Below are 26,613 nucleotides of genomic sequence, written 5' to 3'. Positions count from 1 at the left end.
GATCATAAATTTCTTAGAGAAATACCGTCATCACAAGCGGCAAGCGCCTATTGCACATGGCATTCCCGCCGCAGCAGCGCCAGGGCGTCATTGAGCGCATGAACCGCATCGCTTTGCAGCGTGGGCTGGGCCTCTTCCACAAAGTCTTCCCACAAACTGGCGTAAGCCTCCTGATGCTGCGCCGGGGCATGATCCAGGAGATATTGGTGGGCCAGCGCGGGATGGAAACCTGACTTCCAGATCTTGCGCACCAGGGTCGCAGCGCTTTTTTCGGTCAACATGGTTTTCGGGGCGGCGCCGGCGGCCACGCACAGCAGCAGGGTCAGCAGCGAACCATCGTCGCTGTTGCCGCCGGTGACCTTGTTCCATGCCGCCGAGGCCTGGCGGTCATGGTGGTCGACTTCGTTCAGGCCGTCTTCCACCCAGAAATACCGGCCCATGAAGGCCGGACTCCGGTCAAACAGCTGGCGCACCGGCAAGGCCGGGTCAAGTATTTTTGGCGCGTCGGCGATCACCGACCGCCGCACGACCTCCACCACGCCATGCAGATGGGCAGGCAGTTTTTTCGGTACAGCGACAGGCAGCGCCTTTGGAGCGGCCCCATGCTTCTTGCGCAGGGCGACGACCATCTTCTCGAACGCGACCCAGTCGGGCATCTCGATGCGGCCCATCGCCAGCACCAGCAAGGCGGTGCGGATCACCGCTTCGGCATCCTTGCCTGCCTCGTCCAGCTCGTCCGCGTCCATACCCAGCTCGCCGGCCAGCCAGAGGGCCGCATCCACCACCTGCGCCACCTGGCTGCGTCTGGCGAGTTCGGCCTGGTAGTCGGCCAGGCTGCGCAGCGACCATTTGGCCAGCAGCGGAATGTGCTCGTCGCGAAAGCCGCCGCGCTCGTTCATGCCGAAGTGGCTGTTTTGCGGCATGGCGATCAGGGCCTTGAGCATGTCCGAGCCGCCCTTGGAGCGCGACAGCAGGGAAAAATCGCGCAGCTGCCCGGCCGCCTGCCGCAGGTCGCCGCCGCTCGTGCTTTCAAGGTAAAGGCTGACCAGGTTGATCATGCGGTCGCGGGCCTTTTCAAGCTCAGGGCGCAAGAATTCGTTGCCGAAATAACGCGCAATCTGCACCATGCCCTTGGGCCCCTCGACACGCATGGCCTCGATTTTTTCGGCGCCGATGATGCCGCTTTGCACACCGTACTGCAGCGCCTTTTCGAAAAAAGGACGCGCGTCGTACAGCGAGATGACGGAAGGCGAAGTCATGGGCAGGGTCGCAGCTGGGTCAATGAAGGTCAAACGGTTGTCGAAGCGGGAGAGCCCGGTCGGGCGCTCAGATCGCCGATTCCTCGTCGGACTCGCGCGCCGTCGGCGTGGCCTTGCCACGGTCGGTGTCGCCCGTCTCGACCTTGCCGTCGTCCTCGGCGTCCTCCTCGTCTTCTTCCTCGGAAGCGGCCGCCTGGTGGGCGCTGACCTTGGCGCGCAACACCATCAGCATCTCGATGAACAGGTCCGGCAGTTCGTAACGCAGAATCCACGCCAGCTGCATCCAGTCCTGGTCGGCGATTTCATCCTGCTGGACACGCGGCTTTTCGTACGCCGAGGCCAGCAAGGCCGCCTGCGACAGCATCTTGCCGTATTCGTCGGCCGCCTCGAAGCTGCCGCTACGGGCAAAACCCTCGACACGGCTCCACTGGTCAGAAAAATAGTCGGCCAGGGCCTCGCTGCCGCCGTCCAGGTCGCCGATCGCATTGAGAAACTCCAGCGGGTCGGCGTCCTCCCGGAAGATGACCGCGTTGACCATGCCGCGCAGGTGCGTGCGGGTCAGGTCCTTGTAGAGTTTTTCGATCACCACGGCGCGGGCGAACTGCGCGGGCGACACCAGCAGGCTGACCACCGACTCCTTCGAATGGTCGTATTCGCGGATGACGGCCAGAATGTCCTTGGGCGGCAGCTGCTCCAGCACCACCATCAGCGCGGCATCCCCTTCGGTGTCGGCGAGCCCGACCAGGGCCGACTCGGCGCCCACGATGTCGCCGGCCGCAATCAGGGTCTGGGTTTTTTCGATCAGGGCGAGGTGGTTCGTCATCGTCAAGGCTTCACATTCCATGTCATGGTTGATTCCATCAGTCTTTCTGGTCGAAGCCCTGCTGGACCAGCCAGTCGGCACCTGCTTCCTGGCGTGCGCGGGCATCGCTGCCTCGCCCGCCCTCGCCATCGTCCTCAAAGATCACCAGGTCGTCGTCGCTATCCTGGTCGCTGTCTTCGTCGTCTTCTTCGTCGCCGCCCAGGGCGAGCCCCGACGCAGCGACCGGCAGGCCCGCCATGTATTCCAGGCCTGCCGTCAGTGTCAGGAACCGGTCGCCGCCTGGCGACTCCAGGACGATCTGCGCCAGGTCCTGAGCCCAGGGCGCCAGCTCACAGCTGCCCGCCAGGCTGCTCCAGGCAGGAAACAGATCGGCGTCATGGGTGAGCAGGTGATCCATGGCGACCCGACCGGTGAAGTCAAAACCCTGGTGGAACACCACCGCCACCATCTCAGGGCTGAGCTCCATCATCTGGAGCAGAAAACCGATTTCCTGGCGTTTGCCAGCCAGGCGCTGGTGCAGCACGTCGCGTCCCTCGGAGTCGAAGCGCAGGTCATCCATTTCGGACTGGTAGGCCGAACGCAGGTCGAGAAAATAGGGGGAGATGCTCATGCCGCCGGGTTTTTCATTGTTCAGTTCCATGGGTCAGCGGGGCTCAGATGAGAGCAGCGGGTTGAAATAGTTTTGCCAGATCCCGGTCGCACTGGCCAGCGGGCTGTCGAGCAGGTTGCGGCGGCGGTTGTCGTCGTAAGCCTGGCGTTTTTCCGCGTCCGACAGCACTTCATAGGCTTCCTGCACCGCCCGAAAACGCGCCGGCGCCTGCGGATCGGCATTTTTGTCGGGATGCCAGAACGACGCCTGCTGGCGAAAGGCTTTCTTGACGTCGGCCAGCGTGGCAGCGCTGTCCAGCCCGAGGGCGGTGTAGTGATCGGTCATGCGCAGGTGGCGTTGTCCTGGGCCGCGGGCAAGGCACTGCCACGGCATGTTGAAGGGCTCACCGGCAGGAAAAAGCGCAGGCGCGGGCGACGAGGGGACCCAAGATTATGCACGCCCGGCCCTTTTCAGGGCGGGAGGCCGGCTAATGCCCTTGCGCCGGGCTTGCCGCCCGCGGGACCGCCGTCAGGCCGGCCCGCGGCCTCACGCCCATTCCGACAAACGCCCCGACACCAGCCGGAAACGCCGGCCGCAACGTGCTGCCAGCGTCTCGTCGTGTGTCACCATCACAAAGGCCGTGCCGTGCTCACGGGCCAGTTGCAGCATCAGCTCGAACACGCCGTCGGCGGTGGTCCGGTCCAGGTTGCCGGTGGGTTCGTCGGCCAGCACGCAGGCCGGCCGCGTGACCAGCGCGCGCGCAATCGCCACGCGCTGGCGCTCGCCGCCCGAGAGTTCCGCGGGACGGTGGTGGATGCGGTCTTTCAGGCCCACACTGGCCAGCATGGCGGTGGCGGTTTGGGCCGCTTTTTGGCGGTCCTCGCGCCGTATCCACAAGGGCATGGCGACGTTGTCGAGGGCGCTGAACTCGGGCAACAGGTGGTGGAACTGGTAGACAAAGCCCAGGTGCCGGTTGCGCAGATCGCCCTGTTCGGCCGCCGACAGCGAGGACATCCGCTGGCCCTTGAGCTCGACCTGCCCGCTGGTGGGTGCGTCCAGCCCGCCCATCAGGTGCAGCAAGGTGCTTTTACCGGAACCCGAGGCGCCGACGATGGCCAGGGTTTCGCCCGCCATCACCTGCAGGTCCACGCCGTGCAGCACGGTCAGGTCGATCGGGCCTTCGTGGAAGCGTTTGGTCAGGCCTTGGGCTTGCAGAACTATCTCGCTCATACACGCCCCCAAAAGGCTTCTGAAAATTTGGTTATCGGGATGCAGAGTGAGGCGCACGGAGCGCAGGACACCGGAACGTACCCAGGTACGTGAGGATTCCGAGCACCGCGCAACGAAGCTATGCGCCCGAGAACCGGATTTGCAGAAGTCTTTTCATTCATAACGCAGGGCCTCGGCGGGATTGACACGGCTGGCGCGCCAGCTCGGATAAATGGTGGCCAGAAAGGCCAGCACCAGCGCAATCACGGCGATCGGCATGATGTCTGCGTATTGCGGATCGCTGGGCATGCGGCTGATCAGGTAGATGTCCTTGGGCAGGAAGCTGGCGTTGAGCAGGCGCTCCAGCGCGGGCACGATCACATCGATGTTGAGCGCGATGCCCAGCCCCAGCAACAGGCCGGAGAGCGTGCCGATCACACCGACCATCGCGCCCTGCACCATGAAGATGCCCATGATGCTTTTCGGGCTGGCGCCCAGGGTGCGCAGGATGGCGATGTCGGCGCGTTTGTCGGTCACCGTCATCACCAGGGTGCTGACCAGGTTGAAGGCGGCCACGGCCACGATCAGGGTCAGGATGATGAACATCATGCGTTTTTCCAGCTGCACGGCGGCAAACCAGGTCTTGTTCTGCCGCGTCCAGTCGCGGATCAGCAAATCGCCGCTGAGGCTGCGCGACAACTGGGCCGCCACTTCGCGCGCCTGGTGCAGGTCCTTGAGCTTGATGCGTATGCCGGTCGGGCCTTCGAGGCGGAAAATTTTCGCGGCGTCGTCCTGGTGCAGCATGACCAGCGCCGAGTCGTACTCAAAGTGGCCGGAATCAAACGCCCCCACCACCGTCATCTGTTTCAGGCGCGGCACCACGCCGGCCGGGGTCACCTGGCCGCTGGGCGCAATCAGCGTCACCTGGTCGCCCTCGCGCACGCCCAGCGAACGCGCCAGCTCGCTGCCCAGCACCACACCAAACTCGCCGGACACCAGCTTGGGCAAGGCCGTGTCCTTCAGGTCGACGGCCAGGTCGGTGACTTGCCCCTCCAGCGCCGGGTCGATGCCGCGCACGATCGCGCCCTTCATGTCCTCGCCGCGGGCCAGCAGCGCCTGCGCGGCAATAAAGCTGGCAGCCCCGACCACGTTCGGGTTCTGCCTGATCTCGGCCAGGGTTTTCTGCACATCGGGCAGGGCGGCGCCGTTGGGCGCAAACACCTCGATGTGCGAGATCACGCCCAGCATGCGGTCGCGCACTTCCTTCTGGAAACCGTTCATCACGCTGAGCACGATGATCAGCGCCGCCACGCCCAGCGCAATGCCCAGCATGGAGACGCCCGAGATGAAGGAAATAAACCCGTTGCGCCGCGTGGCGCGACCGGCGCGCGTGTAGCGCCAGCCCAGAATCAGTTCGTAGGGGATTTGCATGGGACGATTGTGGCATCAGCCGGGGACCCCGCAATCCCGGACAATAAGCGGATGTCCGCCGCCCCCCCCCCGCCTCAACACCACTGGGTGCTGCCCTTTGCCGCCTGCGCCTCCGATGACTGGCTGCCTGCCATCCAGGCCATGCCTCCCGCCGCCTCGCGTCACCTTGGCAAGTTGCTGCAGGGCATGAAGCTGGTCCACACCGACAGCGGCGATGTGCGCTCGCTGTCGCCGCCGCACGAGCGGGTGCTGGCCCGTGCGCTGGGCCTGCCCGCGCCCGACGGCCTGATCCCCTGGGCCGCCTGGCAACACCTGCAGGGCGGCGGCGTCCCTGCGGCCCGGGCTTGGGCATTCATCACGCCCTGCCACTGGGCCATGGGCCGCGAACACGCCACGATGACCGACCCGGCCGCGCTGGACCTGTCCGAGGCCGAGTCGCACACGCTGCTGGCGGCCATGCAGCCCTATTTCGAGACCTATGGCATCACGCTGCACCATGCGGCGCCGACACGCTGGCTGGCCGAAGGCGAGCTGTTTCGCGACCTGCCCAGTGCCTCGCTGGACCGCGTGCTGGGCCGCAATGTGGACCCCTGGCTGCCCGGCGGCGTTCCCGGCCGGGCCATGAGGTTGCTCCAGAACGAAATGCAGATGCTGCTCTACACCCATGCGGTCAACGATGCGCGTGCGGCAAGAAGGCAGCCGGCCGTCAACTCCTTCTGGATCAGCGGCAGCGGCGCCTTGCCTGACCCCTTTCATGCCAGGGTGCCCCCCGACACCACGATCTCACGCAGCCTGGCGCACGCCGCTTTCAGTGACGACTGGGCCGCCTACACACAAGCCTGGACGGCCCTCGATGCCGGCGAAGGCGTGCGGCTGCTCGCCTTGCAGCAAGGCGGCGCGACCGTCCGGCTGAGCCTGTGCGGCGAGCGCAACGCCCGGACATTTGAAACCACCTCCACCGGAATTTTCTCCCGAATGAAAAGTCTTTTTGGCCAGCAGCCCCTGTCGGTCCTGCTCGAGCAGCTATGAAAATAATAGTACGCGAAGCACCGCCGCGCAGCGTGTGGGCACTGCAGCAGGCCGGCGTCCACCCGCTGCTGGCGCAGTTGTATGCCGCGCGCGGGGTGCGCACCGCCGATGAACTCGACGACGGCCTGGCGCGGCTGCTGCCACCGTCGGCCATGAAAGGCACGGCGGAGGCCGCCGTGCTGCTGGCCGACGCCATCGCCGCGAACAAGAGAATATGCGTGGTGGCCGACTACGACTGCGACGGCGCCACCGCCTGCGCCGTCGCGCTGCGCGGCCTGCGCCTGCTGGGCGCCACCCAGGTCGGCTACATCGTGCCCGATCGCGTGGTCGACGGCTACGGGCTGACGGCGACGATTGCCGAGCGCGTCAAAGCCACCGGCGCTGACCTTCTCGTCACGGTGGACAACGGCATCGCCAGCATCGACGGCGTGGCGCGCGCGCGCGAACTGGGCATGCAGGTGCTGGTGACCGACCACCACCTGCCGGCACTCAGGGACGGTGCCATCGTGCTGCCCGACGCCGACGTGATCGTGAACCCGAACCAGCCCGGCTGTGCGTTTGAGAGCAAGGCCATGGCCGGCGTCGGTGTGATGTTTTATGTGTTGCTGGCGTTGCGCGCGGAGCTGCGCAAGCGCGGCGTGTTCGACGCCACCACACAACCCAAGCTCGATGCATTGCTGCCTCTGGTCGCACTCGGCACGGTCGCCGACGTCGTCAGGCTGGACGCCAACAACCGCCGCCTCGTGGCGCAGGGCCTCAAGCGCATACGCAGCGGCGCCCTGCCGGCCGGCCTGGCGGCGCTGTTCACCGCCGCCGGGCGCGTCGCGGCGGTGGCGACCAGTTTCGACTTCGGTTTTGCCGTCGGCCCGCGCATCAACGCCGCCGGCCGGCTCAGCGACATGACCCTGGGCATCGAGTGCCTGCTGACCGACGATGCGGGCCGCGCCGACGAGCTGGCAAAAACGCTGGACGGCATCAACCGTGAGCGGCGCGACATCGAGGCCGGCATGCGCGAGCAGGCGCAGTACGCGGCCGACGCGATGATCGACGAGGATGAGGTGCCGCCGCCGGCGATCGCCATCTTCGACCCCGACTTCCACGAAGGCGTGGTCGGCATCGTGGCCTCGCGCATCAAGGACAAGCTGCACCGCCCGACCTTTGTGTTTGCCGCCAGCCAGGCGCCGGGCAAGGAACACGAACTCAAGGGTTCGGGCCGCTCGATTGCCGGTTTTCATCTGCGCGATGCGCTGGACCTGGTGGCCAAACGCCACCCCGGCGTCTTGCTGCGTTTTGGCGGCCACGCGATGGCGGCCGGCTGCACCATCAACGAGGAGCAGTTCGAGCTGTTTGAGCAGGCCCTGCAGCAGGTGGCGCACGAGTGGCTGGACGCCGCCACCTTGCTGCGCCGCCTCGACACCGACGGCCCGCTGGCGCCCGAGTACCGGCGCGCGGACCTGGTGGACACGCTGCACAAAGAGGTCTGGGGCCAGGGTTTTGCGGCGCCAACCTTCAGCGAGGAGGTCGAGGTCGTCTCGCAGCGGCTGGTTGGCGAAAAACACCTGTCGCTCAAGCTCAAGCACCAGGGCCAGCCGGTGGACGGCATCTGGTTCGGCCACACCGAGACGCTGCCGGCACGCGTCAAACTCGCCTTCCGGCTCGATGCCGACGAATGGCAGGGCATCAAACGTGTGCGTTTTCTGGTGGAGGCGGCGGAGATTTGAATGATTTTGGCGTCCAGCCCAACAAACACGGGCGCAAGCAGCTATTGATTTGGTAGCATACTTCCACCGGCACAGCCTGCCACCACCCCGAAACCGAGCGTCAGCCCCATGAACGACCCCCTCGCCTTGTACCCCGCCCTGGCCGAAGTCGTGCCCACGCTGGCCGAGCTGGGGCCGGACGCCGGCCCGCTCAGCGTGCCGGCCGGCACCGTGCTGTTCGACGAACACGCGCCCTGCCAGGGCTTTCCGCTGGTGCTCAGCGGCGAGGTCAAGGTCTCGCGCCATTCCGGCGACGGGCGCTCACTGGAGCTCTACCGCGTGGTCCCCGGCGAGTTGTGCCTGGTCTCCAGCGCCTGCCTGTTTCGCAGCCAGCCGCTGTCGGCCCAGGGCGTGACCACCCGGCCCAGCACCCTGCTGCTGATTGCCCCGCCGGTGTTCGCCCGCTGGCTGGAAACCCCGGTTTTCCGCAACGAGGTGCTGGGCCTGTTTGCCGAACGCATGGCCGACCTGACCGGGCTGATCGATGCCATCGCCTTCCAGCGGCTGGACCAGCGGCTGGCGGCCGCGCTGCTGGGCCGCGGCCAGGATCTGGCGCTGACGCACCAGGCGCTGGCCGACGAGCTGGGCACCGTGCGTGAAATCGTCTCGCGCCTGCTGCGCCGCTTTGAGCGCGAAGGCTGGGTCGAGCTCGCGCGTGAGCACATCCATATCCGCGACAGCGCCGCACTGCGCGCCATGGCCGCGGCCCTGCCCGCCTGAACCCCGGGGCGGCCGCAGGGCCGCTGCGTGACCCAGGTCACAGACCCGGGCCGCGCCAAGGCGCCCAATGCGGTCATCAGTCCTTCTTTCCCTTTTTCAAAGGAACCACCATGAAATCCAACGTCGGCGGCATCGACCGCATCCTTCGCATCGTCCTCGGCTTGGTCCTGATCGGGCTGGCGGCCACCGGCACGGTCGGCCTGTGGGGCTGGATAGGCATCGTTCCGTTGGCCACCGGTGCCATCGGCTGGTGCCCGCCTTACGCCCTGTTCGGCTGGAACACCTGTTCCATGAAAAACAAGGCCTGACGCGCCGGGGATGAACCCCGGCCGGGGCCGCGCCAGGGCCTTGCGTGGCGGCCGCGGCGCTGTAGCCCTTGTCCGACGGCCGCAGGCAGGGGCAGCCTACAGCCTGAGGCCGCCGCCGCGTTCATGATCTGGGACAGAAGGTGTGCCCCCGGTGCACCCAGAAACCGCCCAGAGGAAAACATGAACACCATCATTTACATCGTCGGTTTGGTCGTCATCATCGGCTTCATCCTGTCCTACTTCGGCTTTCGCTGACATCCTGTCCTACTTCGGCTTTCGCTGACATCCTGGCCGGCGCAGCAAACGCCACTGAATCCGCTATTAAATCGATAGCTACTAGCGCCCGCGCCTCAAGGGCTGCAGGCATAAAAGGCTTGAAAATTCAGTGCAGCAGGGTGTATTCCCCGCCGCGCGCAATGGCCCGCTGGTAGGCCGGCCGCGCGTGAATGCGCTTCAGGAAAGCCATCAGCTTCGGACGGCTGGCATCGAGCCCGCCGCGCGCTTCGGCCGCCTCCAGCACAAAACTCAGCTGGATGTCCGCGCCGCTGAACGCCTCTCCGGCAAACCAAGTGTTCTTTCCCAACTCTCCCTCCAGATAGTCCAGGTGCTGCCTGATTTGCGGCTCGATGAAGGCCGCCTTGGTCTTGCTGCTGATGGCTTTGGCAATCGGCTTGGCAAAAAACGGCATGGGTGTGCTTTCTATCTTGTCGAACACCAGCTTGAGCAGCAGCGGCGACATGGCCGAACCCTCGGCGTAATGCAGCCAGTAGGTATAGCGCAGGCGCGCCGGTGTTCCCGCCGCCGGAGAGAATTTTCCGGCGCCGTAACGCTCGACCAGATAATCGATGATGGCGCCCGACTCGGCCAGGGTCAGCTCGCCGTCGGTGATGACCGGCGACTTGCCCAGCGGATGCACGGCGCGCAGGGCCGCGGGCGCCAGCATGGTCTTGGGGTCACGCTCGTAACGCTGGATCTCGTAGTCAACCCCCAGCTCTTCCAGCAGCCAGAGGATGCGTTGCGAGCGGGAGTGGTTGAGGTGATGGACGGTGATCATGGAGAAAATCCGGTGAAGGTCAGGAAGTGTTGCCATGGTAGGCCCTGGCGCAGTGCTCAACGCTAACAGGGCATAAAGCCTAAAATGGTTTGGTGACCCCCAAAAACATTCTCAACGCTGATCTGCACTGTCACTCCGTGGTGTCGGACGGCACCATGACCCCCGAAGCGCTGGCCGAACGGGCCAAAACCAACGGCGTCGAGCTCTGGGCGCTGACCGACCACGACGAAATCGGCGGCCAGCATCGGGCCGCAGCAGCAGCCCGGGCGCAGGGCATGCATTACCTGACCGGCACGGAAATTTCGGTGACTTTTGCCGGTGAAACCGTGCACATCGTCGGCCTGGGGTTCGACCCCGACGACGCGGCCATGCAGCAGGGCCTGCGCAACACGCGCGGTGGCCGCGAACAGCGCGCCATGGAAATGTCCGACTCGCTGGCCAAGGCCGGCATCCGCGGCGCCTACGAGGGCGCGCTGAAGTTTGTCGGCAACCCGGACCTGATTTCGCGCACCCACTTTGCGCGCTTCCTGGTGGAGACGGGCGTTTGCAAGGAAACCTCCGAGGTGTTTCGCAAGTACCTGACTGAAGGCAAACCCGGCTACGTACCGCACCGCTGGGCCAGCCTGCAGGACGCCGTGGCCTGGATCACCAGCGCCAAAGGCGTGGCGGTGATCGCCCACCCGGGGCGCTACAAATTCACCCCCAACGAAGAATACGCACTGTTCACCGAATTCAAGTCCCATGGCGGGCAGGCGGTGGAAGTGGTGACCGGCAGCCACAGCACGCAGGAATACGTGAAATACGCCGAAACCGCCAGGGAGTTCGGCCTGGCCGCCTCGCGCGGCAGCGACTTCCACAGCCCCGACGAAAGCCACACCGACCTGGGCACCCTGCCCTTTTTGCCCGGCCACCTGACCCCCGTCTGGGAGCTTCTGGAAGACCGCATCCGGTGAGCCGCGCGCCATCGGCCCTGGCGGGCATCACGCTGGTCATTGCCGCCACCGGCTTTTTTGCAACGCTGGACACCACCACCAAATTTGTCAGTGCCAGCGTGCCGCTGTTGATGGCCCTGTGGTTTCGCTACTTTTTCCAGGCGGTCGCCACCACGGCCGTGGTGCTGCCGCTGCGCGGCCTGGGCGTGCTGCGCACCGCCCACCCGAAATTCCAGTGCCTGCGCGGCCTGCTGCTGTTGTTGAGCAGCCTTTTCGCATTTTTAAGCCTCAAATACATGCCGGTGGCCGAGTTCACCGCCATCGGCGCCATCGTGCCGCTGCTCATCACGCTGCTGGCCGCCACCGCGCTCGGCGAAAAGGTCTCGGCCCTGCGCTGGTCGCTGGTACTCGGCGGTTTTGCCGGCACGCTGATCATCATCCGCCCCGGCGGCGAAGACTTCACCTGGGCCCTGCTGCTGCCGCTGGGCATGGTCGCGACCAACACCGGCTTCCAGGTGCTCACCAGCCGGCTGGCCAAAACCGAAGACCCGATCACCATGCACCTGTACACCGGCTGGGTCGGCACGCTGCTGGCCTCGCTGGCCCTGCCGTTTGTCTGGACCGCCCTGCCCTCGTGGTCGTTGTGGGGCTGGCTGCTGCTGATGGGCGTGGCGGCCACCGTCGGGCATTTCATGCTGATTCTGGGCTACATGCGGGCGCCGGCCGCCACCCTCACGCCCTACCTGTATGCCCAGATCGCTTTTGCGATGGTCGGCGGCTGGATTGTTTTTTCACATGTGCCGGACGGCTGGTCCATGATCGGCATGCTGATGATTGCCCTGTGCGGCGCCGCCGGCGCCTGGTTGACCGCGCGTGAAAGCCGCGCGCTGAAAGAGTTCAGTGTGCGTCCGGCAGAGTCCTGACATCATTGCGAAACGCACACCATGGCCCAGTATTTCGAGATTCACCCCGACAACCCGCAAGTGCGCCTGCTCAAACAGGCGGTAGCGCTGCTGACACGCGGTGCGGTCGTCGCCGTGCCCACGGATTCGAGCTACGCGCTGGTCTGCCATCTTGACGACAAAACCGCCGCCGACAGCCTGCGGCGCATCCGCGGGGTGGACGACAAACACCACCTGACGCTGCTGTGCCGCGACCTCAGCGAGTTGGCCAACTACGCGCGCGTCGACAACAAGCAGTTCCGCCTGATCAAGGCTGCCACGCCAGGGCCCTACACCTTCATCCTTGAGGCCAGCAAGGAAGTGCCGCGGCGCCTGAGCCACCCCTCGCGCAAGACCATCGGCCTGCGTGTGCCCGGGCACAAAACCCTGCAATGCCTGCTGGAGCTGCACGGCGCGCCGCTGCTGGCCACCACGCTGATCCCGCCGGGCCAGACCGAGCCGCTGAACGACGCGGGCGAGATTCGCGACCAGATGGAACACGATCTGGCGGCGGTCATCGATGCCGGCGCCTGCCCCAAGGAAGCCACCACGGTGATCGACCTGACCCCCATGGGCCAGGGCGGTGACCCCGTGGTGGTGCGGCAGGGGCGCGGAGACCTCGCAGCGTTGGGCTTGTAGAGCCCCCACGGGCGCTCACTGCGTGTAGCTTCCGAGGCCTTGCAGGCCGCGGCTCGCGAGACGCTTCACCTCTGTCGCCTGTCCAAAGCTGCTCAAGCAGCTTTGGAGCCGCAGGCTCCAGCCCCTCGGGGGCCGCTGCGCCTGCGGCCCGGCCCTTCGGCAAGCTCAGGACAGGCCAAGGCCGGTTCCGCGGCCCCGGCTGGTCTGAAAAGCTCCCCCTCGGGAGCATCCTTCGACAGGCTCAGGACGAACGGAACACAGCGAACCTGGGGGCACAGCGTCGTCTGAGACAATCCGGGCATGGACTTTGCCAACCTGATTCAAACCGTCGCCATTTACGCGCTTCCCGTGCTGTTCGCCATCACCGTACACGAGGCGGCGCATGGTTATGTGGCCCGGCACTTCGGCGACAACACGGCCTGGATGCTGGGCCGCGTGACGCTCAACCCGCTCAAACACATCGACCCGGTGGGCACCATCCTGATGCCGCTGGTGCTTTACTTCGCGACCTCGGGTGCCTTTTTGTTCGGGTATGCCAAACCGGTGCCGGTGCAGTTCGGCAAGCTGCGCAACCCCAAGCGCGACATGGTCTGGGTGGCCCTGGCCGGCCCGGGCGCCAACCTGGTCCAGGCCCTGCTATGGGGCATCGCGCTCTACCTGCTGCAGGGCGCGGGCATCAGCGAACCGTTTTTCATCAAGATGTGCCAGGCCGGCATTCTGGTCAATGTCGTGATGCTGGTGTTCAACCTGTTCCCCTTGCCGCCGCTCGATGGCGGGCGTGTGCTGGTAGGTTTGTTGCCCTGGAAACAGGCCATGCTGGTCTCGCGCGTGGAGCCCTGGGGGTTTTTCATCGTGATGGCGCTGGTGATTGCCGGCGTGATCACCAACCTGTGGATGCGCCCGCTGATGACGCTGACCTACGCCCTTCTTGAAATCGTGCTGACGCCTCTGGCGATGCTGGTGCAATGACCCTGGACAAATGATGACAAACAAGCCTTCCGACGCCGCCGCGCGCCCCGCCACTTCGCCTTCGCCCCAGCGCTTTCTCACCGGCATCACCACCACCGGCACGCCGCACCTGGGCAACTACGTCGGATCCATCCGTCCCTCCGTCGCCGCCAGCACCGGCGCCGGCGCAGAGAGCTTTTATTTCCTGGCCGACTACCATGCGCTCATCAAGTGCGATGAGCCGGCGCGCATCCAGCAGTCCACGCTGGAGATCGCCGCCAGCTGGCTGGCCGCCGGACTGGACCCGGAGCGCGTGACCTTCTACCGCCAGTCCGACATTCCCGAGATTCCCGAACTCACCTGGCTGCTGACTTGCGTGACAGCCAAGGGCGTGCTCAACCGCGCCCATGCCTACAAAGCCTCGGTGGATAAAAACACCGCCGCCGGCAACGACCCCGACGCCGATGTCAGCGCGGGCCTCTTCATGTACCCGGTGTTGATGGGCGCCGACATCCTGATGTTCAAGGCCCACCAAGTGCCGGTCGGCCGCGACCAGATCCAGCACATCGAGATGGCGCGCGACATGGCGCAGCGTTTCAACCACCTCTACGGCGAACACTTTGTGCTGCCGCAGGCGCTGATCGAGGAGTCCGTCGCCTTGCTGCCCGGCCTGGACGGCCGCAAGATGAGCAAGAGCTACGACAACACCATTCCGCTGTTCACGCCGCGCGAGCAGCTGAAAAAACTCATCGCCGGCATCGTCACCGACTCGCGCGCACCGGGCGAGCCCAAGGAGACCGAAGGCTCGGCCCTGTTCCAGATCTACCAGGCGTTTGCCAGCGAGACTGAAACCGCCGCGCTGCGCCAGGCCTACAGCGAAGGTATTGCCTGGGGCGACGCCAAGCAGCGCCTGTTCGAACGGATTGACCAGGAAGTGGCGCCCATGCGTGCCCAGTACCAGGCCCTGATGAAAGACCCCGCCAGGATAGAAGCCATCCTGCAGGCCGGCGCCGACAAGGCACGCCAGCTCGCCGGCCCCTTCATGCGGGAACTGCGCCACGCGGTGGGCCTGCGCAACCTCGGCGCCCAGACGAGCGCCGTCACCGCAGCGAAGGCCGCCAAGGCATCCCTGCCGGTCTTCAAGCAATACCGGGAGGCCGATGGCAAGTTCCACTTCAAGCTGGTCGACCCCCAGGGCCAGCTGTTGCTGCAAAGCTACGGCTTCGATGCCCCCAAGGAGGCCGCGCAGGCGATTGGTCTGCTGCAAACCCAGGGCGCCATCGCACTCGACGGTCTACGGGAAAAACTGCAACCTCTCCCCGGCATCACTGCGGCAACACTGAATTCGGCTTTGCAGCAACTGGTCGAAGCGCGGTCCTGAAGGTCGGGAAGAGGCCGTCAAAACACATGCGGGCGCAGGAGCGCAACATCGACAAGTAATAAGAAAGGATCAGTTTTCAGCTCCGGACAGTGCATTAATTCCGGACTTAAAATCTATCGCTTACTCGCCAACTTGACAGTCCGCAGGTATGCTTACTTTTTGATCCAAATACTGACAGTTTTTCACCCTCTTACCGCCAGGCCCCATGCGTATTTTTGTCATCGATGACCACCCTCTCATGCGGGAAGCCGTGGTGATGCTTATTCGCCGCCTGCATGCAAAAGCGTCCGTCATCGAGCTCGACAGGCTGGCGGCCATTGGCCCGGCCGTGGAACAGCATGGCATCCCGGACATCATCTGCCTCGACCTCAAGCTGCCGGATACCCATGGCGTATCGGGGGTGCGGGAGCTGCGCCAGCAGTTTCCCGAGGTGCCTATCGTGGTGTTGTCAGCTGCCCCCGCACAGGACTACCAGGATCTCTCGCTGGAAGCCGGCGCCGATGTGTATATCGAAAAATCCGTCGGTGCGACCGAGATAGCCAAGGTCCTGAAAACCTTTCTGGATGACAGTGCCGATCCGGAGGCCAACACGGAACCCGAGAAGCTGTCCAAACGCCAGAAGCAATTGCTGGTGATGCTGGACAAAGGCATGAGCAACCGTGACATTGCCGCCGAATTGCAGATCAGCGAACACACCGTGAAAGTGCATCTGTGGCGCCTGTTTCGCAGGCTCAATGTCAAAAGCCGATCACAGGCCAGCCATCTGGCCCGTACCCAAGGCCTGCTCTAGCCTCTTCAGTGGTGGCTGTATGGTCGCCCGCGGGCGAGCTCCCCGTCGTCAAAGGCCTCCATGTCCAGCCGGAACACCGTCCCCTGCCCGGGGTTTGACTTCATGCTCAGGCGATGGTTCAGAGCCTCACACAGCCGCCTGACGATGGCCAGACCCAGCCCGAAGCCTTCCTCGGTGCCGTTGTGCCTGGCCACGCGGTAAAACTCCTGAAAAATCGCCTGCTGGTGCTCCGGCGCAATGCCGACGCCGGTGTCCCACACCTCCATCCGCCAGCCGTCCTCGCCCGGACGGACCGCCAGCAACACGCCGCCCTGTTCGGTATGGCGGATCGCATTGGACAGCAGGTTGCCGAGCAGCCGCTTGAGCAGCACCGGGTCGGAGCGCACCGCCCCTGCAAGCACATGGGTGCGCAGGTCCAGCCCCTTCTCTTTCGCCAACGGAGCGTACTGCAACTCCAGCTCCCCGACCAGCGACGGCAAGTCCACCCGCTGCCAGTTCACTTCCACCACACTGGCATCGAGCCTGGCCAGATCAAACAGCGAATTGAAAAGCTCATTGACGGCCTGCGTGGACTGCACAATTTTCGGCGTGATCTGCAGCACCAGTTCCGGCTCGGCACGCAACCAGTCGGCATACAGGCTGAGAGCGTGCACAGGCTGGCGCAAATCATGGGCCGCACTTGCAATAAACCGGTTCTTGGCTTCGACCGCCTCCAGCGCCACGCGTGTCTTTTCGGTCAGCGAGGCGATCAGTTGCGCGTTGGCAAACTGCAGCTCCAGGTTGGAGCGCTGCACGCGGTTCAGGCGTTGCCCGGCCATGCGGACCGCCGACCAGTAAATCAGCACCAGCAACACCAGCGCATAAGTGGTGACGGTGCCGGGGAAAGGCCGTTCTATCGCCACGCTCCAGGCCATCGCGGCCAGGATGGTGTAAGCCAGCCCGTTGATGTACCCGAGAAAGCAGCGCAGGCACGCCGCAAACGCACCCACCGCAAAACCCGCCATGCCCACCAGCACAATCAGGCAGATGAACTGGTCGAAAACCGGCGCCTTGCGAAAGTACAGAAACATCGACGAGCCCCAGACCACGGCCCCCAGGGTCCAGGTCCAGCCATACCGTGCAATGAAGGCCCGCTGCTGGACGATGCCGGAGCCGGCATAGTCCCGCTGGTAGATCCGGACCACCCGGTAGCGCATCACCATGAGAAGCACGGCAGCCAGCGTCCAGCTCAGCAATGCGAAATGGTTGACGTTGTTGTAGAGGACAAGGACGATGACGGGAATCACCAGCGCGGCTGAATTGAGCGCCGGCCGCGCATTGCGCATGAAGTTGCGCGTCAGCTTGGCCTCCACCCAGTCATCACGTGCGGCGATGTCTGCCACGACATGACGGCTGTCACCGGGCAAAGGCAGGGCGGCTGAATCCATGGCTGCAGTTTACTGTTCGTTGAGTCCTGCACGGCGCACAGTAGCTTGCCGTTCTGGACAATATGTCTATGGCTTCACTTTTGGCCGATTAGTAAATTCGGCTATGAGGGCTGCAAATGCGCCGAAAGGCCCGAAAAACAGACCAACGGCGCTGCATGAAAGTGCGTTCGGCCCCTGCTGAAGCCACATCGCTCCGTCGTGAGCCAGATTGGACTCTTTGACGGGGCTTACTCAGCGTGGTCCTAATTTCGAGAGTGTGGCGACTGTCTTTTGTACAGCCACTCCGGGTCGATAGTCACCGTGTCTCAAGGAAAAATTCTTAATGCGTTCGGCAGAAATTTCACCGCTCAGAAGTTGATCAACTTTTTCGGCGACTACAGTTTTTATCTTGTTCCGTATGGTCGCCAGGGCCAACCCCTGTTTACTCAAGCGGTAGGCCAGGATGGCCTGCTCCATATGCTCAGGGAGCAGCAGTATCCGCTTACCAGCCTGCAGCGACATGCTTGTCAGGCCCATGCCTCCGTTCCCCACAATGGCTGCGCTATCTCGTATGAGCGGATCCAGCTGCACCGGATGCTCGACAACTCTGATGCCCCATCCGCGTGCGGCTTCACAGGCCCTGGGTAGGCCTGAAGGTGAAATCACCAGCACGTTTGCCCCCTGAAGTTTGAGCGCCTGCCAGGTCAGGTCATACCGTTTATCCCGCAAGTTGAGGTAACACAGTACTTTCGGTCCGTCTCCATCTGGCCAGCTCAAAAGCTCTCCTCCCGGCGATTCTGACCAAATCGGTCCGAAGTAGACATCAGAAGCGTCACGAACTCCGGCCGGTCGATCGAAATGATCCAATTCCGACCACGCGCACAAAGCTATGCTGTCAGAACTAAAAAGATCATTCATTGACTTGGGGGCATTTTTGCGAAGGCGCGCCGGTATGGTTTTTGCCAGCTCTTCCAGCGCTCTCTCCAGACGAAGTTCAAGCTCCTCGGCCCTCGCTACAGAGTTTTCAACCCATGGCATAAAGCAGGGTCGCGGTGCCTGCTCTGGTGGGATTTCAAATCCATGTCCGATCACCACGGTCGGAATACCTGCGCTGCGGGCCGCATACAGCGCCACAGGTGAGGCATCCACGAGCACCGCTGTGGGTTTGATGTCGTCAAACAGGGCGTACCAGCGATCCAGCACAGATCGAACTTGGTCTACTCTTTCAAAGCCCATACGAAGCAGTATCTCAGCGTGGTTGAGGGGGCCTGATATCGCTGCTGCCACTTTTGGTGCGATTCGAGGCAGCTTGATGCAGTTGAAGCCCGCAGGAGCCAGAAATCGCTGTGCAGAGACTTTATCAGCAACTGCAAAAATCACTTTCCATTGCGCATCTCGTAAGGCAATTGCAATCGGGAGCAATCTGGAAAGATGTCCCAGATTGCCACCGTGCTCCCAAATAATCAGAACAGTCTTGGTCACGCGTGCTTTCTTGGAGTGCCGCCAGATTGCCCTATTCCCTACTGCATCTGCGCCAGGTCAAACTGCAGAATCTCCTGAGGCCTGGCCACCTGGTCCAGCCTGCCAGCCATGCCGTTGACCCCGCCCAGCATCGCAATGCCCAGGCCCAGGTCACGCGTGGCCCGGCTGTCCATAGAGATGTCCGCCGTGAAGCGCCCGTCCGGGTTCTTCGCCAGCTGCAGGTCCAGCAAGGCATCCTGCAGGTTCCACAGCAGCGGCAAGGCCCGGCGCTCGGCAAACTCGCTGCGGCTCAGGCCACCTTGCTCGTCCACGCTGTAGGTCAGGTTCTGCAAGCCCTGCTCGAAGCGCTCTTTGGCCGCCGCAATCGACTCGGCCACGCTTTGCGGCGCTGTGGCGGCATCGCTGGTTTGGGTTTGCGCCGGCGCGGGGGCGTCAAACAGGGCGGTCGGGTTGCCGGCCAGCACCTCGGGTGGCAGCATCTGGGCGCTGAAAGCCCCTTCCTGCGTCGTGGTACGGCTGAGCACAGCCGCATGGTTCCAGCTGGTGCCGTCGGCAAAGCGTATCTTCTCCAGAGCGTTGGCACCTATGCCAGCGTTCTGGAAGTAGTTGGCCACCGTCAGCTGGTCGCTGGTGCCGTTGATGCTGAGAATCAGGTCGTTACCCTGCCGTGCAAGGCCCAGGTCAGCCTCGGCAATGCCCGCACCCAGCTGCACAGTGTCGCCGGAGGGTTTGCCGGCGTCGAAGTTGACGATGATGTCCTGGCCGCTGCCGCGGCCCCACACGTAGGTGTCGTTGCCCAGTCCGCCGAACAGGATGTTGTTGCCGGTATTGCCTTCCAGGCGGTTGTTGCCGGCGTTGCCGACGGCGTTGATGTTGGCGCTGCCGGTCAGGGTGAGGTATTCGACGTTGTCTGCAAGCGCGTAGGAGACGCTGGCGTAGACGGTGTCGGTGCCTTCCAGTGCGTTTTCTGCCACCAGGTCGTCGGAGGAGTCGACCCAGTATTTGTCGTGGCCCAACCCACCGATGAGGATGTCGGCGCCTTGCCCGCCGTCCAGGCTGTCCTTGCCCAGGCCGCCCCAGAGTTTGTTGGACTGTGCGTTGCCGGTGAGTTTGTTGGCCAGCTCATTACCCATACCGACTTCGGCTGTGCCGGTCAGCGTGAGGTGCTCGACGTTGCTGCCCAGGCTGTAGTTGACGCTCGATTCAATGGTGTCGCTGCCTTCTGCCGCGTTCTCGACCACGGTGTCGGCCTTGGTATCAACCACATACAGGTCGTTGCCTTTGCCGCCTATCAGGACGTCGGCCCCTAGACCGCCGTCCAGGGTATTGGCAGCGTTGTTGCCGGTCAGGACGTTGGACAGTTCGTTGCCGGTCAGGGCCACAGCCGCGCCGAGCAGGACGCCGTCTTCGACGTTGGCGGCCAGGGTGGCTGCGCTGATTCGGCTGATGAGGGTGTCGCGTCCTCCATTGGTTTCTTCCACGATGGTGTCGAAGTCGTCTTCGAACAGGTAGGTGTCGTTGCCGGCTCCGCCTATCAGGGTGTCCAGGCCTTTCATGCCGTTCAAGGTGTCGTTGCCGGCGCCGCCCGTCAGGGTGTTGGCGACAAGGTTGCCTTGCAGGAGGTTGTTGAGCTCATTGCCGGTGGCGCCGACGACGGCTGTGCCGGTCAGGAGGAGGTTCTCGACGTTGGCGCCCAGGGTGTAGGTCACCGAGGCTTCTACCGTGTCCACGCCTTCGCCGCCAAGTTCGGTCACCACGTCAACCGTGTTGTCGACTTCGTACAGGTCGTCGCCTTCTCCGCCCAGCATGGTGTCTGCGCCCAAACCTCCCAGCAGGCGGTCGTCGCCGGCCAGGCCGACCAGGGTGTTGGCGCCGGCGTTGCCGGTGAGTTTGTTAGCGCCTTCGTTGCCGGTGGCGTCAATGTTAGCCGTGCCTGTGAGTTGCAGGTCTTCGAGGTTGGCGCCGAGGGTGTAGCTGATGGATGCGAGTACTCGGTCTGTGCCCTGGCCTTCTTCTTCGATCACCTGGTCGCCGGTGTTGTCGACATAGTAGCTGTCGTTGCCCAGGCCGCCTTGCATGGTGTCCGCACCGGCGCCGCCGTTCAGGGTGTTGTTGGCGCTGTTGCCGGTCAACACGTTGTTCAGGCTGTTGCCGGTCCCGTTGATGGCGTCCACCCCAGCAAGCGTCAGGTTATCTACATGCGCCGACAGGCGGTCACTGACCGTGGTGATCACCGTGTCTGTGCCTTCTCCTGCCTTCTCCACCACCACGTCTGCGCTGTTGTCAACATAGTACGTATCGTCTCCTACGCCGCCCGTCATACGGTCCACACCAGCAGCACCGTCGATCACATCCCGATTAACCGTCCCCACCAAAACGTCGTCACCGGCTGTTCCGGTAATTCGATTGGCCGCGGGCGGCACCTGGGTCCGCGCAATCTCTAAGGCCTCCGCCAGAGTAATCTTCTGCCCATCCTGGAACTCCAGAACTTCTACGCCTGCACCCAGCGGATCGGCCGGCGGCTCAGTGGAGGTACCGTCGCTGGCCAGCTCGATTGAAACCAGTCTCCGGCCGTCCCGCTCCACCACCAGATAGGGTTGTGGATCCCAATAACTCCCAACATTGGGCAGGAAATACTCGGAATCGGTTCCGGCGGTTTTGACGCTGAATTGAAGATCTTCCAGAAAGATGCCGGGGCCGAACTCGACCGTGTCGATATCTGCGCCTGGCGGCAGAATTTCTTCAGGTATACCGCCATAAGAGTCGTAATAACGATTTTCCAGCGGATGCGCCACTGAGTTATCCGCGATGTAGTCGAACCCTAGGTTTTCTGCACCCTGATCCAGAACAAGGTAGCGATCAGGACCGGTACTTCCATCCAAAGAGTTAAAGCCTGGTCCGCCATAAATCACATCAGACACTTCTGAGCCGACAATGGTGTCGTTGCCCTCTCCACCATTTATCCAGCTGGCGGTAGTTTGTCCTGTCAATAAGGTTTTGTTACGCTCCGTTAGAGCTACGCTTCTACCGCCATCCACGCTGAAATAGCTGTGCACACCATAGCCGTCCGGCCTCTCATTCATGTATGTCCATCGCGCGAAAGAGGCCATATTCGCCCAGATGTGGTCGTCTCCGTCGCCCCCATTGACCAGCCCAGCAGAAAATGTAAACGTATTGGCAGAAGAGCCTAGCTGTGCGTCTACGGATGTAGGTGCGGCATGGAACGTGTAACCGGTGGTGTAGCCAATCCTCTGTTCGGTAAACGCAGTCAGGTTTGGTATGGCATATGTCACCGACGTCACCATCGGGTTGGTAACAATGACGTACGTCGGCATTGTTAGTCCAACTGACCCGTCAGGCCTGGTGTATGAGTATCCTGGTGTGATTGTTGTCAGCGTGTTGGTTTCGCTATACGTCGTCTGCGTATAGTAGTTCGTTGCGAAGACGTTGCCCTGCGGATCCCGGTAGCCGCTGACCGTGTAGTAATAAGGCGTGCTTCCAGCGGTATACGACGATCGCGACACATCGGTATTCAATTCGTCAGTGCTGAATTTTTCCATCAGCGATCCGATCGTATCGCTCGAGTCATAACGCCATACCAGAGCGCCAATACTGCCGGCATATTCAATCTGCATGCGCGCCTGATATTCATGCCGGGCGATGAAGTTGGCATTCGCCTGGGCAGGCGTCGTCGGCGGCTCTTCTGTCGGGGGTGCAACCAGGTAGTCTGCAAGCGAAGAGCGCACGCCGTCTATGTCCAATTGAAAACACGTCAGTGCATCGCTCCCTCCTTTTAATTTGACGCCACCTGTGCCCCACAAAACACTGTATTCCTGATTGCCTAAAGAAAATACTCTGACCTCCGACGCTGACGCCCCCCGAACCTGAATGACATCTGCGCCCTGCTCGTCGATAATCCGATCTACCTCGCCAAGGCGGCTGGCGCTAAGCGGATCACTATCAAACACGTACAAGTCGTCCCCCTCGCCTCCATTCAAAGTGTCTGACCCCAGCCCCCCATTCAAGACATCGTTCCCGCTGCCACCGAGCAGCACATCATCGCCATCATTTCCAAACAGGAGGTCGTCCCCCTCTCCGCCGTCCAGATGATCCTCCCCTTCTCCGCCTTGCAAGCTATCCACGCCAGCGCCACCGTACAAGGTGTCGTTGCCCAACTCGCCTATCAGGAAATCATTGCCCGCATCACCCCATAGAATGTCGTCGCCTCCGCCACCGGCAAGCAGGTCATCACCATCCCCTCCGTGCAATACATCTGCTCCAACACCGCCCGTCAGAACGTCTTGCCCCAGACCGCCATGCAGCAGATCATCGCCGTAACTGCCGTCAACAATGTCATCTCCGTCACCGCCGTCAACAACGTCGTTGCCATCCAGGGCGAAGACATTGTCATTTCCACCCAAGGCATCAATCACCTCTGCACCAGGGTGACCATAAATAATGTCGTCGCCTTCCGTAGCTGGCGTGAACGAGAACAGCAGTTCATGAATCGAAAGCACGCTGCCGTCCTCAAATCCCACTGTGGCGGCAGACCACACCGCGGCGCCCACACCTGAGTCGAAATACCCTTCCAGACGCACACTTGAACTGGAGCCAGATTCCGTGAGATGCGCAGTGACGACCAGGGAGTTGTCTACACGGCTGGTCGTCCACGTGTACTGGGATTTTGTACCGCGGAAAACAATACGGTCCGCTCCGGCCTGTGCCGCACTTTCACCTTGATCCAGTCCAACCAGCAAAGTCACACTCCCAGCACCGGGAGTAATGACGTAGGTGTCGTTGCCCTCTCCGCCAATCAGGATGTCATTGCCGCCATCCGCAATCAGGGTGTCATCGCCCTCATAGCCAAGGAGAACGTCATTACCTGCTTCCCCTCGAACAACGTCATCAAACACCGACCCCACTACAAGATCGTCGCCTTCAGTTGCACGCTCTGCGAGGTCCCTCTGGACCAGTTCAGACAATTCGAACAATTGATCGCCGTCCTGGAACCTTACTTCAGTAATTCCTCCTCGAATCTGCGCGCCGGTTGTTCCATCAACCGTTCGGATCAGAACTTCACCCTGGATTCCACGCTCAATCACTATGTCGTTAAGCACAACGCCGGTGCCAAATTCAAGCAAGTTGGCTTCCCCGGCAGTCGGGGCTGATCCGTCGATTCGATCAACACCATCCCCTTCTCTGATCAACACCGTGTTCCCGGTGCTGTACAGGCCTATATCGTCGTCGCCCTTGCCGCCTGAAATCAGTGTGTTGTTGTGCTCTATCTGGAGGTAGTCAGAATCAGCGCCCCCGGCCAAAATTCGTCCTTCCTGAGCGGTTCGGCCATAAATCCAGCTTTGCAGACGGGTTCCAATAAACTCCAGAAAATCAATTGTCTGACCGTCCACTTCAAGCCACTTGATGGCACCGCCGGCCAGGCCGTCTTGAATTGCCACTTTCGCGCCCGTGGCATCGTAAGTCATGAACAAATGTTCGGTACTACCGCTTTGGGCAATACTGAGCTGAATATCCGCAAGCGAGGCACCTTCTATTCGTAACGTATTGACGCCCTGCGAATCGCTAATGATGTCAATATGACCTGTGACAGCGTCGCTGGTGCGTATTACATACTTGTCGTCGTTCTCACCGCCGAACAATCCGTCTGAGCCACTACCACCAGTCAGCGTGTCATTTCCAGCGCCGCCGGTCAGCGTGTCATCGCCGTCATCCCCGTTCAGCAAATCATTGCCATCATCACCCCACAGCGAGTCGCCGTCAGCACCACCCATGAGGACATCGTTGCCCGCTCCGCCATTCAACCGGTCTGCGCCTTCGCTCCCCTGGAGTTCATCTTGCCCTGCATCCCCAAACAAGTTATCGATGCCAGCACCACCATTCAGCAGGTCATTGCCCTCACCGCCTTGCAGTTCGTCAACGCCGTCTCCCCCGGAGAGATCGTCATCGCCTGCGTCGCCGTACAGCAAGTCATTGTCTTTGCCGCCCATGAGGGTGTCGTTGCCCCCCTCGCCGCGAAGCTCATCGTTACCGTCGCCGCCGTCCAGAAAGTCTGCGCCTTGGGCTGTAAAGGCGTCCGTTTCCATATCGCCCGCCAGAAAATCGTTGCCGGTTCCACCCAGTAGGTAGTCCGCCCCCGCGCCGCCAAACAAACTGTCGTCGTCTGCTCCGCCCGATAGCAGATCGTCATCTCCCCCCCGTCCAGGTAGTCCGCACCATCTTCGCCAGAAAGATTGTCCCGGCCGGCACCCCCAAACAGAGTATCAGCGCCGGCATCTCCGTTCAGCAGATCATCGCCATCCTCGCCTTGCAACTCGTCAACGCCATCACCCCCGGATAGGGTATCTGCTCCCGCGCCGCCAAAAAGAAGATCGTCGCCGCCAAAACCGTGCATCCGGTCGGTGATGTTGGTGCCGGTAAGGGTATCGTTCTGTTCGGTTCCGTGAATGTCAAAACCTCGAGCCAGCAAGGCACTACTGCTCAGGATGGATCCGTCAGCAAACTCGAAACTGTCGATCGCCACACTGTTGTACACATCGTGCTGGTTGAAGTTGTCTATGTGCACCTGGTCGCCATTGCCCATGTCGAGCAGCAGCGAGCCCAGGCGCAGGGTAATGTCGCTGGCATTAACTCCTTCGCCAAAGCGAAAAATGTTGTTCTCTGATTTGGCGTCAACAATGGTGTCTACGCCGTCACCCTTGTTGAAGATGTAAATGTCTTGACCAGCGCCACCCTCCAAGGTGTCATTTCCAGTGCCGCCGATCAGAATGTCATCGCCAGCGTCTCCGCTTATCTGGTCAGCGCCCGCGCCGCCATCCAGATAGTCGTTGTCGACCTTCCCGAACAGCTTATCTTCTCCGTCGCCACCCATAACGATGTCGTTACCTTCATCGCCCACGAGGGAGTCGTTGCCATCTTCACCAAAAATGACATCATTGCCGCTTCCGCCCCAGGCGTGGTCGTTGCCTCGCCCAGCGTAAATGACGTCGGCTCCACTGTCCGATGGAGATATCGTTCCCGTGACTGGCTCGAACCACCTAACCGTCGGCAGATCGGTGACGGTCCACGTGAAACTCTGAGCGACCCAGTCGTGGTCGCCTAGAAGTTCGTCATCGCCGGCCCCGCCTATAAGCAAATCTTGCCCGCCACCGCCTGCCAAGACGTCGTTGCCGGTGCTTCCCACCAGCGTGTCGTCACCCGATCCACCAGCCAGCCAATCGCCCCTTTGACCGCTACCGGTCGAGGCGTTGCCAGACGCTATCGCGGCAGCTACGGTCATCTGGCTGTCGGCGTAAATACGATCATTGCCGACTTCGCCGCTGAGAATGTCGCCGTCGGCTCCACCCATGATGACATCGTTGCCGGCCCCGCCATAGACTTCATCTTGTCCTGTTCCCGCTTCGATCAGGTCGTCACCGCCGCGGAACGCGTAGATGCGGTCATTTCCTCCACCGCTGATGATGTGATCATTCGCGCCACTGTCTCTTAGCACGTCAACCCGATCCGCCTCTACTTCGGCTCCGACAATAATATTGCCAAGAGAGTCGTTGTCGTACTGGTTACCTTCCAGAGCAAGGTTGGCGTCCTTCGGTTTGAGATCACCTTTGATGTCGTTGTTGGTGTCCGGATTGTTCACCACAGGCGCGTCACTGTAGGTGATTCCCAAGTCAGCACGCGCCTTGTCATAACCCTGCACCACAATCTGGCCATCGATGATGAGGGTGCTCTCGCCGGCAAGGGTATACAGGTGTTTGCCGTCGGTGCTTTTGTAAACACGGGTGTCGCCATATTGCGCACCGCCCGCCAGGGTGTCGCCATCATGGAGGAGGCTGCCTTTGCCATCGCTGTCCAGGATGGTGTCCAGGCCGTCACCGCTCTGGAACACGTAGGTGTCGCT

Annotated in this window: 21 protein-coding genes and 1 pseudogene; 11 read left to right on the top strand and 11 right to left on the bottom strand. The window is 62.5% G+C overall.

Annotated elements, in window-relative coordinates; genetic code table 11:
• Positions 1-47 precede the first annotated feature (47 nt).
• The 6 genes from B7G52_RS08865 to B7G52_RS08840 all read right to left on the bottom strand — a co-directional run bounded on the left by B7G52_RS08865 (position 48) and on the right by B7G52_RS08840 (position 5,311).
• Positions 48-1,259, bottom strand: coding sequence for a hypothetical protein (locus tag B7G52_RS08865; protein ID WP_096697251.1), 1,212 nt, complete (start codon positions 1,257-1,259; stop codon positions 48-50).
• A 67-nt stretch (positions 1,260-1,326) separates the two neighbouring features.
• Positions 1,327-2,082: a hypothetical protein gene (locus tag B7G52_RS08860; protein ID WP_096697298.1), complete on the bottom strand. Its 756-nt coding sequence runs from the start codon at positions 2,080-2,082 to the stop codon at positions 1,327-1,329.
• Positions 2,083-2,119: 37 nt separating this feature from the next.
• On the bottom strand, positions 2,120-2,722 hold the full coding sequence (locus tag B7G52_RS08855) for a hypothetical protein (RefSeq protein WP_371329003.1): 603 nt from the start codon (positions 2,720-2,722) through the stop codon (positions 2,120-2,122).
• Positions 2,723-2,725: 3 nt separating this feature from the next.
• The gene (locus tag B7G52_RS08850) at positions 2,726-3,016 is read right to left on the bottom strand and encodes a DnaJ domain-containing protein (protein WP_096697250.1); all 291 of its coding nucleotides are present in this window, start codon (positions 3,014-3,016) and stop codon (positions 2,726-2,728) included.
• 201 nt (positions 3,017-3,217) lie between these two features.
• Complete coding sequence (lolD, locus tag B7G52_RS08845; RefSeq protein ID WP_096697249.1) at positions 3,218-3,901, bottom strand: lipoprotein-releasing ABC transporter ATP-binding protein LolD; 684 nt, start codon at positions 3,899-3,901, stop codon at positions 3,218-3,220.
• Between the two features lie 153 nt (positions 3,902-4,054).
• Complete coding sequence (locus tag B7G52_RS08840) at positions 4,055-5,311, bottom strand: lipoprotein-releasing ABC transporter permease subunit (protein WP_096697248.1); 1,257 nt, start codon at positions 5,309-5,311, stop codon at positions 4,055-4,057.
• Positions 5,312-5,362: 51 nt separating this feature from the next.
• On the opposite strand from B7G52_RS08840, the gene B7G52_RS08835 reads away from it, so the two are divergent.
• The 5 genes from B7G52_RS08835 to B7G52_RS24325 all read left to right on the top strand — a co-directional run bounded on the left by B7G52_RS08835 (position 5,363) and on the right by B7G52_RS24325 (position 9,383).
• Positions 5,363-6,340, top strand: a complete 978-nt coding sequence (locus tag B7G52_RS08835) for a hypothetical protein (RefSeq protein ID WP_096697247.1) — start codon at positions 5,363-5,365, stop codon at positions 6,338-6,340.
• Complete coding sequence (recJ, locus tag B7G52_RS08830; RefSeq protein ID WP_096697246.1) at positions 6,337-8,061, top strand: single-stranded-DNA-specific exonuclease RecJ; 1,725 nt, start codon at positions 6,337-6,339, stop codon at positions 8,059-8,061. The genes B7G52_RS08835 and recJ overlap by 4 nt, the downstream gene beginning before the upstream one ends.
• A gap of 108 nt (positions 8,062-8,169) precedes the next feature.
• The gene (locus tag B7G52_RS08825) at positions 8,170-8,820 is read left to right on the top strand and encodes a Crp/Fnr family transcriptional regulator (protein ID WP_096697245.1); all 651 of its coding nucleotides are present in this window, start codon (positions 8,170-8,172) and stop codon (positions 8,818-8,820) included.
• 110 nt (positions 8,821-8,930) lie between these two features.
• Positions 8,931-9,128 (top strand): DUF2892 domain-containing protein, encoded by a 198-nt coding sequence (locus B7G52_RS08820; protein ID WP_096697244.1) that lies wholly within the window; start codon positions 8,931-8,933, stop codon positions 9,126-9,128.
• Positions 9,129-9,251: 123 nt separating this feature from the next.
• Positions 9,252-9,383 (top strand): hypothetical protein, encoded by a 132-nt coding sequence (locus B7G52_RS24325; RefSeq protein ID WP_256387722.1) that lies wholly within the window; start codon positions 9,252-9,254, stop codon positions 9,381-9,383.
• Positions 9,384-9,510: 127 nt separating this feature from the next.
• Here the strand turns inward: B7G52_RS24325 and B7G52_RS08815 are convergent, their stop codons facing one another.
• On the bottom strand, positions 9,511-10,182 hold the full coding sequence (locus B7G52_RS08815) for a glutathione S-transferase family protein (protein ID WP_096697243.1): 672 nt from the start codon (positions 10,180-10,182) through the stop codon (positions 9,511-9,513).
• 92 nt (positions 10,183-10,274) lie between these two features.
• Here B7G52_RS08815 and B7G52_RS08810 point away from each other — a divergent pair, with 92 nt between their 5' ends.
• The 6 genes from B7G52_RS08810 to B7G52_RS08785 all read left to right on the top strand — a co-directional run bounded on the left by B7G52_RS08810 (position 10,275) and on the right by B7G52_RS08785 (position 15,813).
• On the top strand, positions 10,275-11,135 hold the full coding sequence (locus tag B7G52_RS08810) for a 3',5'-nucleoside bisphosphate phosphatase (RefSeq protein ID WP_096697296.1): 861 nt from the start codon (positions 10,275-10,277) through the stop codon (positions 11,133-11,135).
• On the top strand, positions 11,132-12,037 hold the full coding sequence (locus tag B7G52_RS08805) for a DMT family transporter (RefSeq protein WP_096697242.1): 906 nt from the start codon (positions 11,132-11,134) through the stop codon (positions 12,035-12,037). Before B7G52_RS08810 ends, B7G52_RS08805 begins: the two co-directional genes overlap by 4 nt.
• A 21-nt stretch (positions 12,038-12,058) precedes the next feature.
• Positions 12,059-12,694 carry an L-threonylcarbamoyladenylate synthase gene (locus tag B7G52_RS08800; protein ID WP_096697241.1) on the top strand — a complete coding sequence of 212 codons (636 nt, stop codon included), beginning with the start codon at positions 12,059-12,061 and terminating at the stop codon, positions 12,692-12,694.
• Between the two features lie 300 nt (positions 12,695-12,994).
• A complete protein-coding gene (locus tag B7G52_RS08795; RefSeq protein ID WP_096697240.1) occupies positions 12,995-13,663 on the top strand; it encodes a site-2 protease family protein in 669 nt (222 codons plus the stop codon).
• Between the two features lie 10 nt (positions 13,664-13,673).
• On the top strand, positions 13,674-15,023 hold the full coding sequence (locus B7G52_RS08790; RefSeq protein ID WP_096697239.1) for a tryptophan--tRNA ligase: 1,350 nt from the start codon (positions 13,674-13,676) through the stop codon (positions 15,021-15,023).
• Positions 15,024-15,228: 205 nt separating this feature from the next.
• Positions 15,229-15,813, top strand: a complete 585-nt coding sequence (locus B7G52_RS08785; protein WP_096697238.1) for a response regulator transcription factor — start codon at positions 15,229-15,231, stop codon at positions 15,811-15,813.
• A gap of 5 nt (positions 15,814-15,818) precedes the next feature.
• Here the strand turns inward: B7G52_RS08785 and B7G52_RS08780 are convergent, their stop codons facing one another.
• The 4 genes and pseudogenes from B7G52_RS08780 to B7G52_RS24015 all read right to left on the bottom strand — a co-directional run.
• Positions 15,819-17,240 (bottom strand): HAMP domain-containing sensor histidine kinase, encoded by a 1,422-nt coding sequence (locus tag B7G52_RS08780; RefSeq protein WP_096697237.1) that lies wholly within the window; start codon positions 17,238-17,240, stop codon positions 15,819-15,821.
• Positions 17,241-17,471: 231 nt separating this feature from the next.
• Entirely contained in the window at positions 17,472-18,701 is a 1,230-nt protein-coding gene (locus B7G52_RS23280; protein WP_141397414.1) for a glycosyltransferase family 1 protein, read from the bottom strand.
• 38 nt (positions 18,702-18,739) lie between these two features.
• A complete protein-coding gene (locus tag B7G52_RS24020) occupies positions 18,740-24,802 on the bottom strand; it encodes a calcium-binding protein (protein WP_141397413.1) in 6,063 nt (2,020 codons plus the stop codon).
• Between the two features lie 119 nt (positions 24,803-24,921).
• Positions 24,922-26,208, bottom strand: a pseudogene (locus B7G52_RS24015) (calcium-binding protein); the annotation flags it as partial.
• Positions 26,209-26,613: the final 405 nt, after the last annotated feature.

Origin of the sequence: Polaromonas sp. AER18D-145 (assembly GCF_002379095.1) — a bacterium.
Taxonomy (GTDB): Bacteria; Pseudomonadota; Gammaproteobacteria; order Burkholderiales; family Burkholderiaceae_C; genus Polaromonas.
The sequence above is the reverse complement of the archived record's forward strand: the minus strand, read 5'-3'. Positions and strand labels throughout refer to the sequence as shown.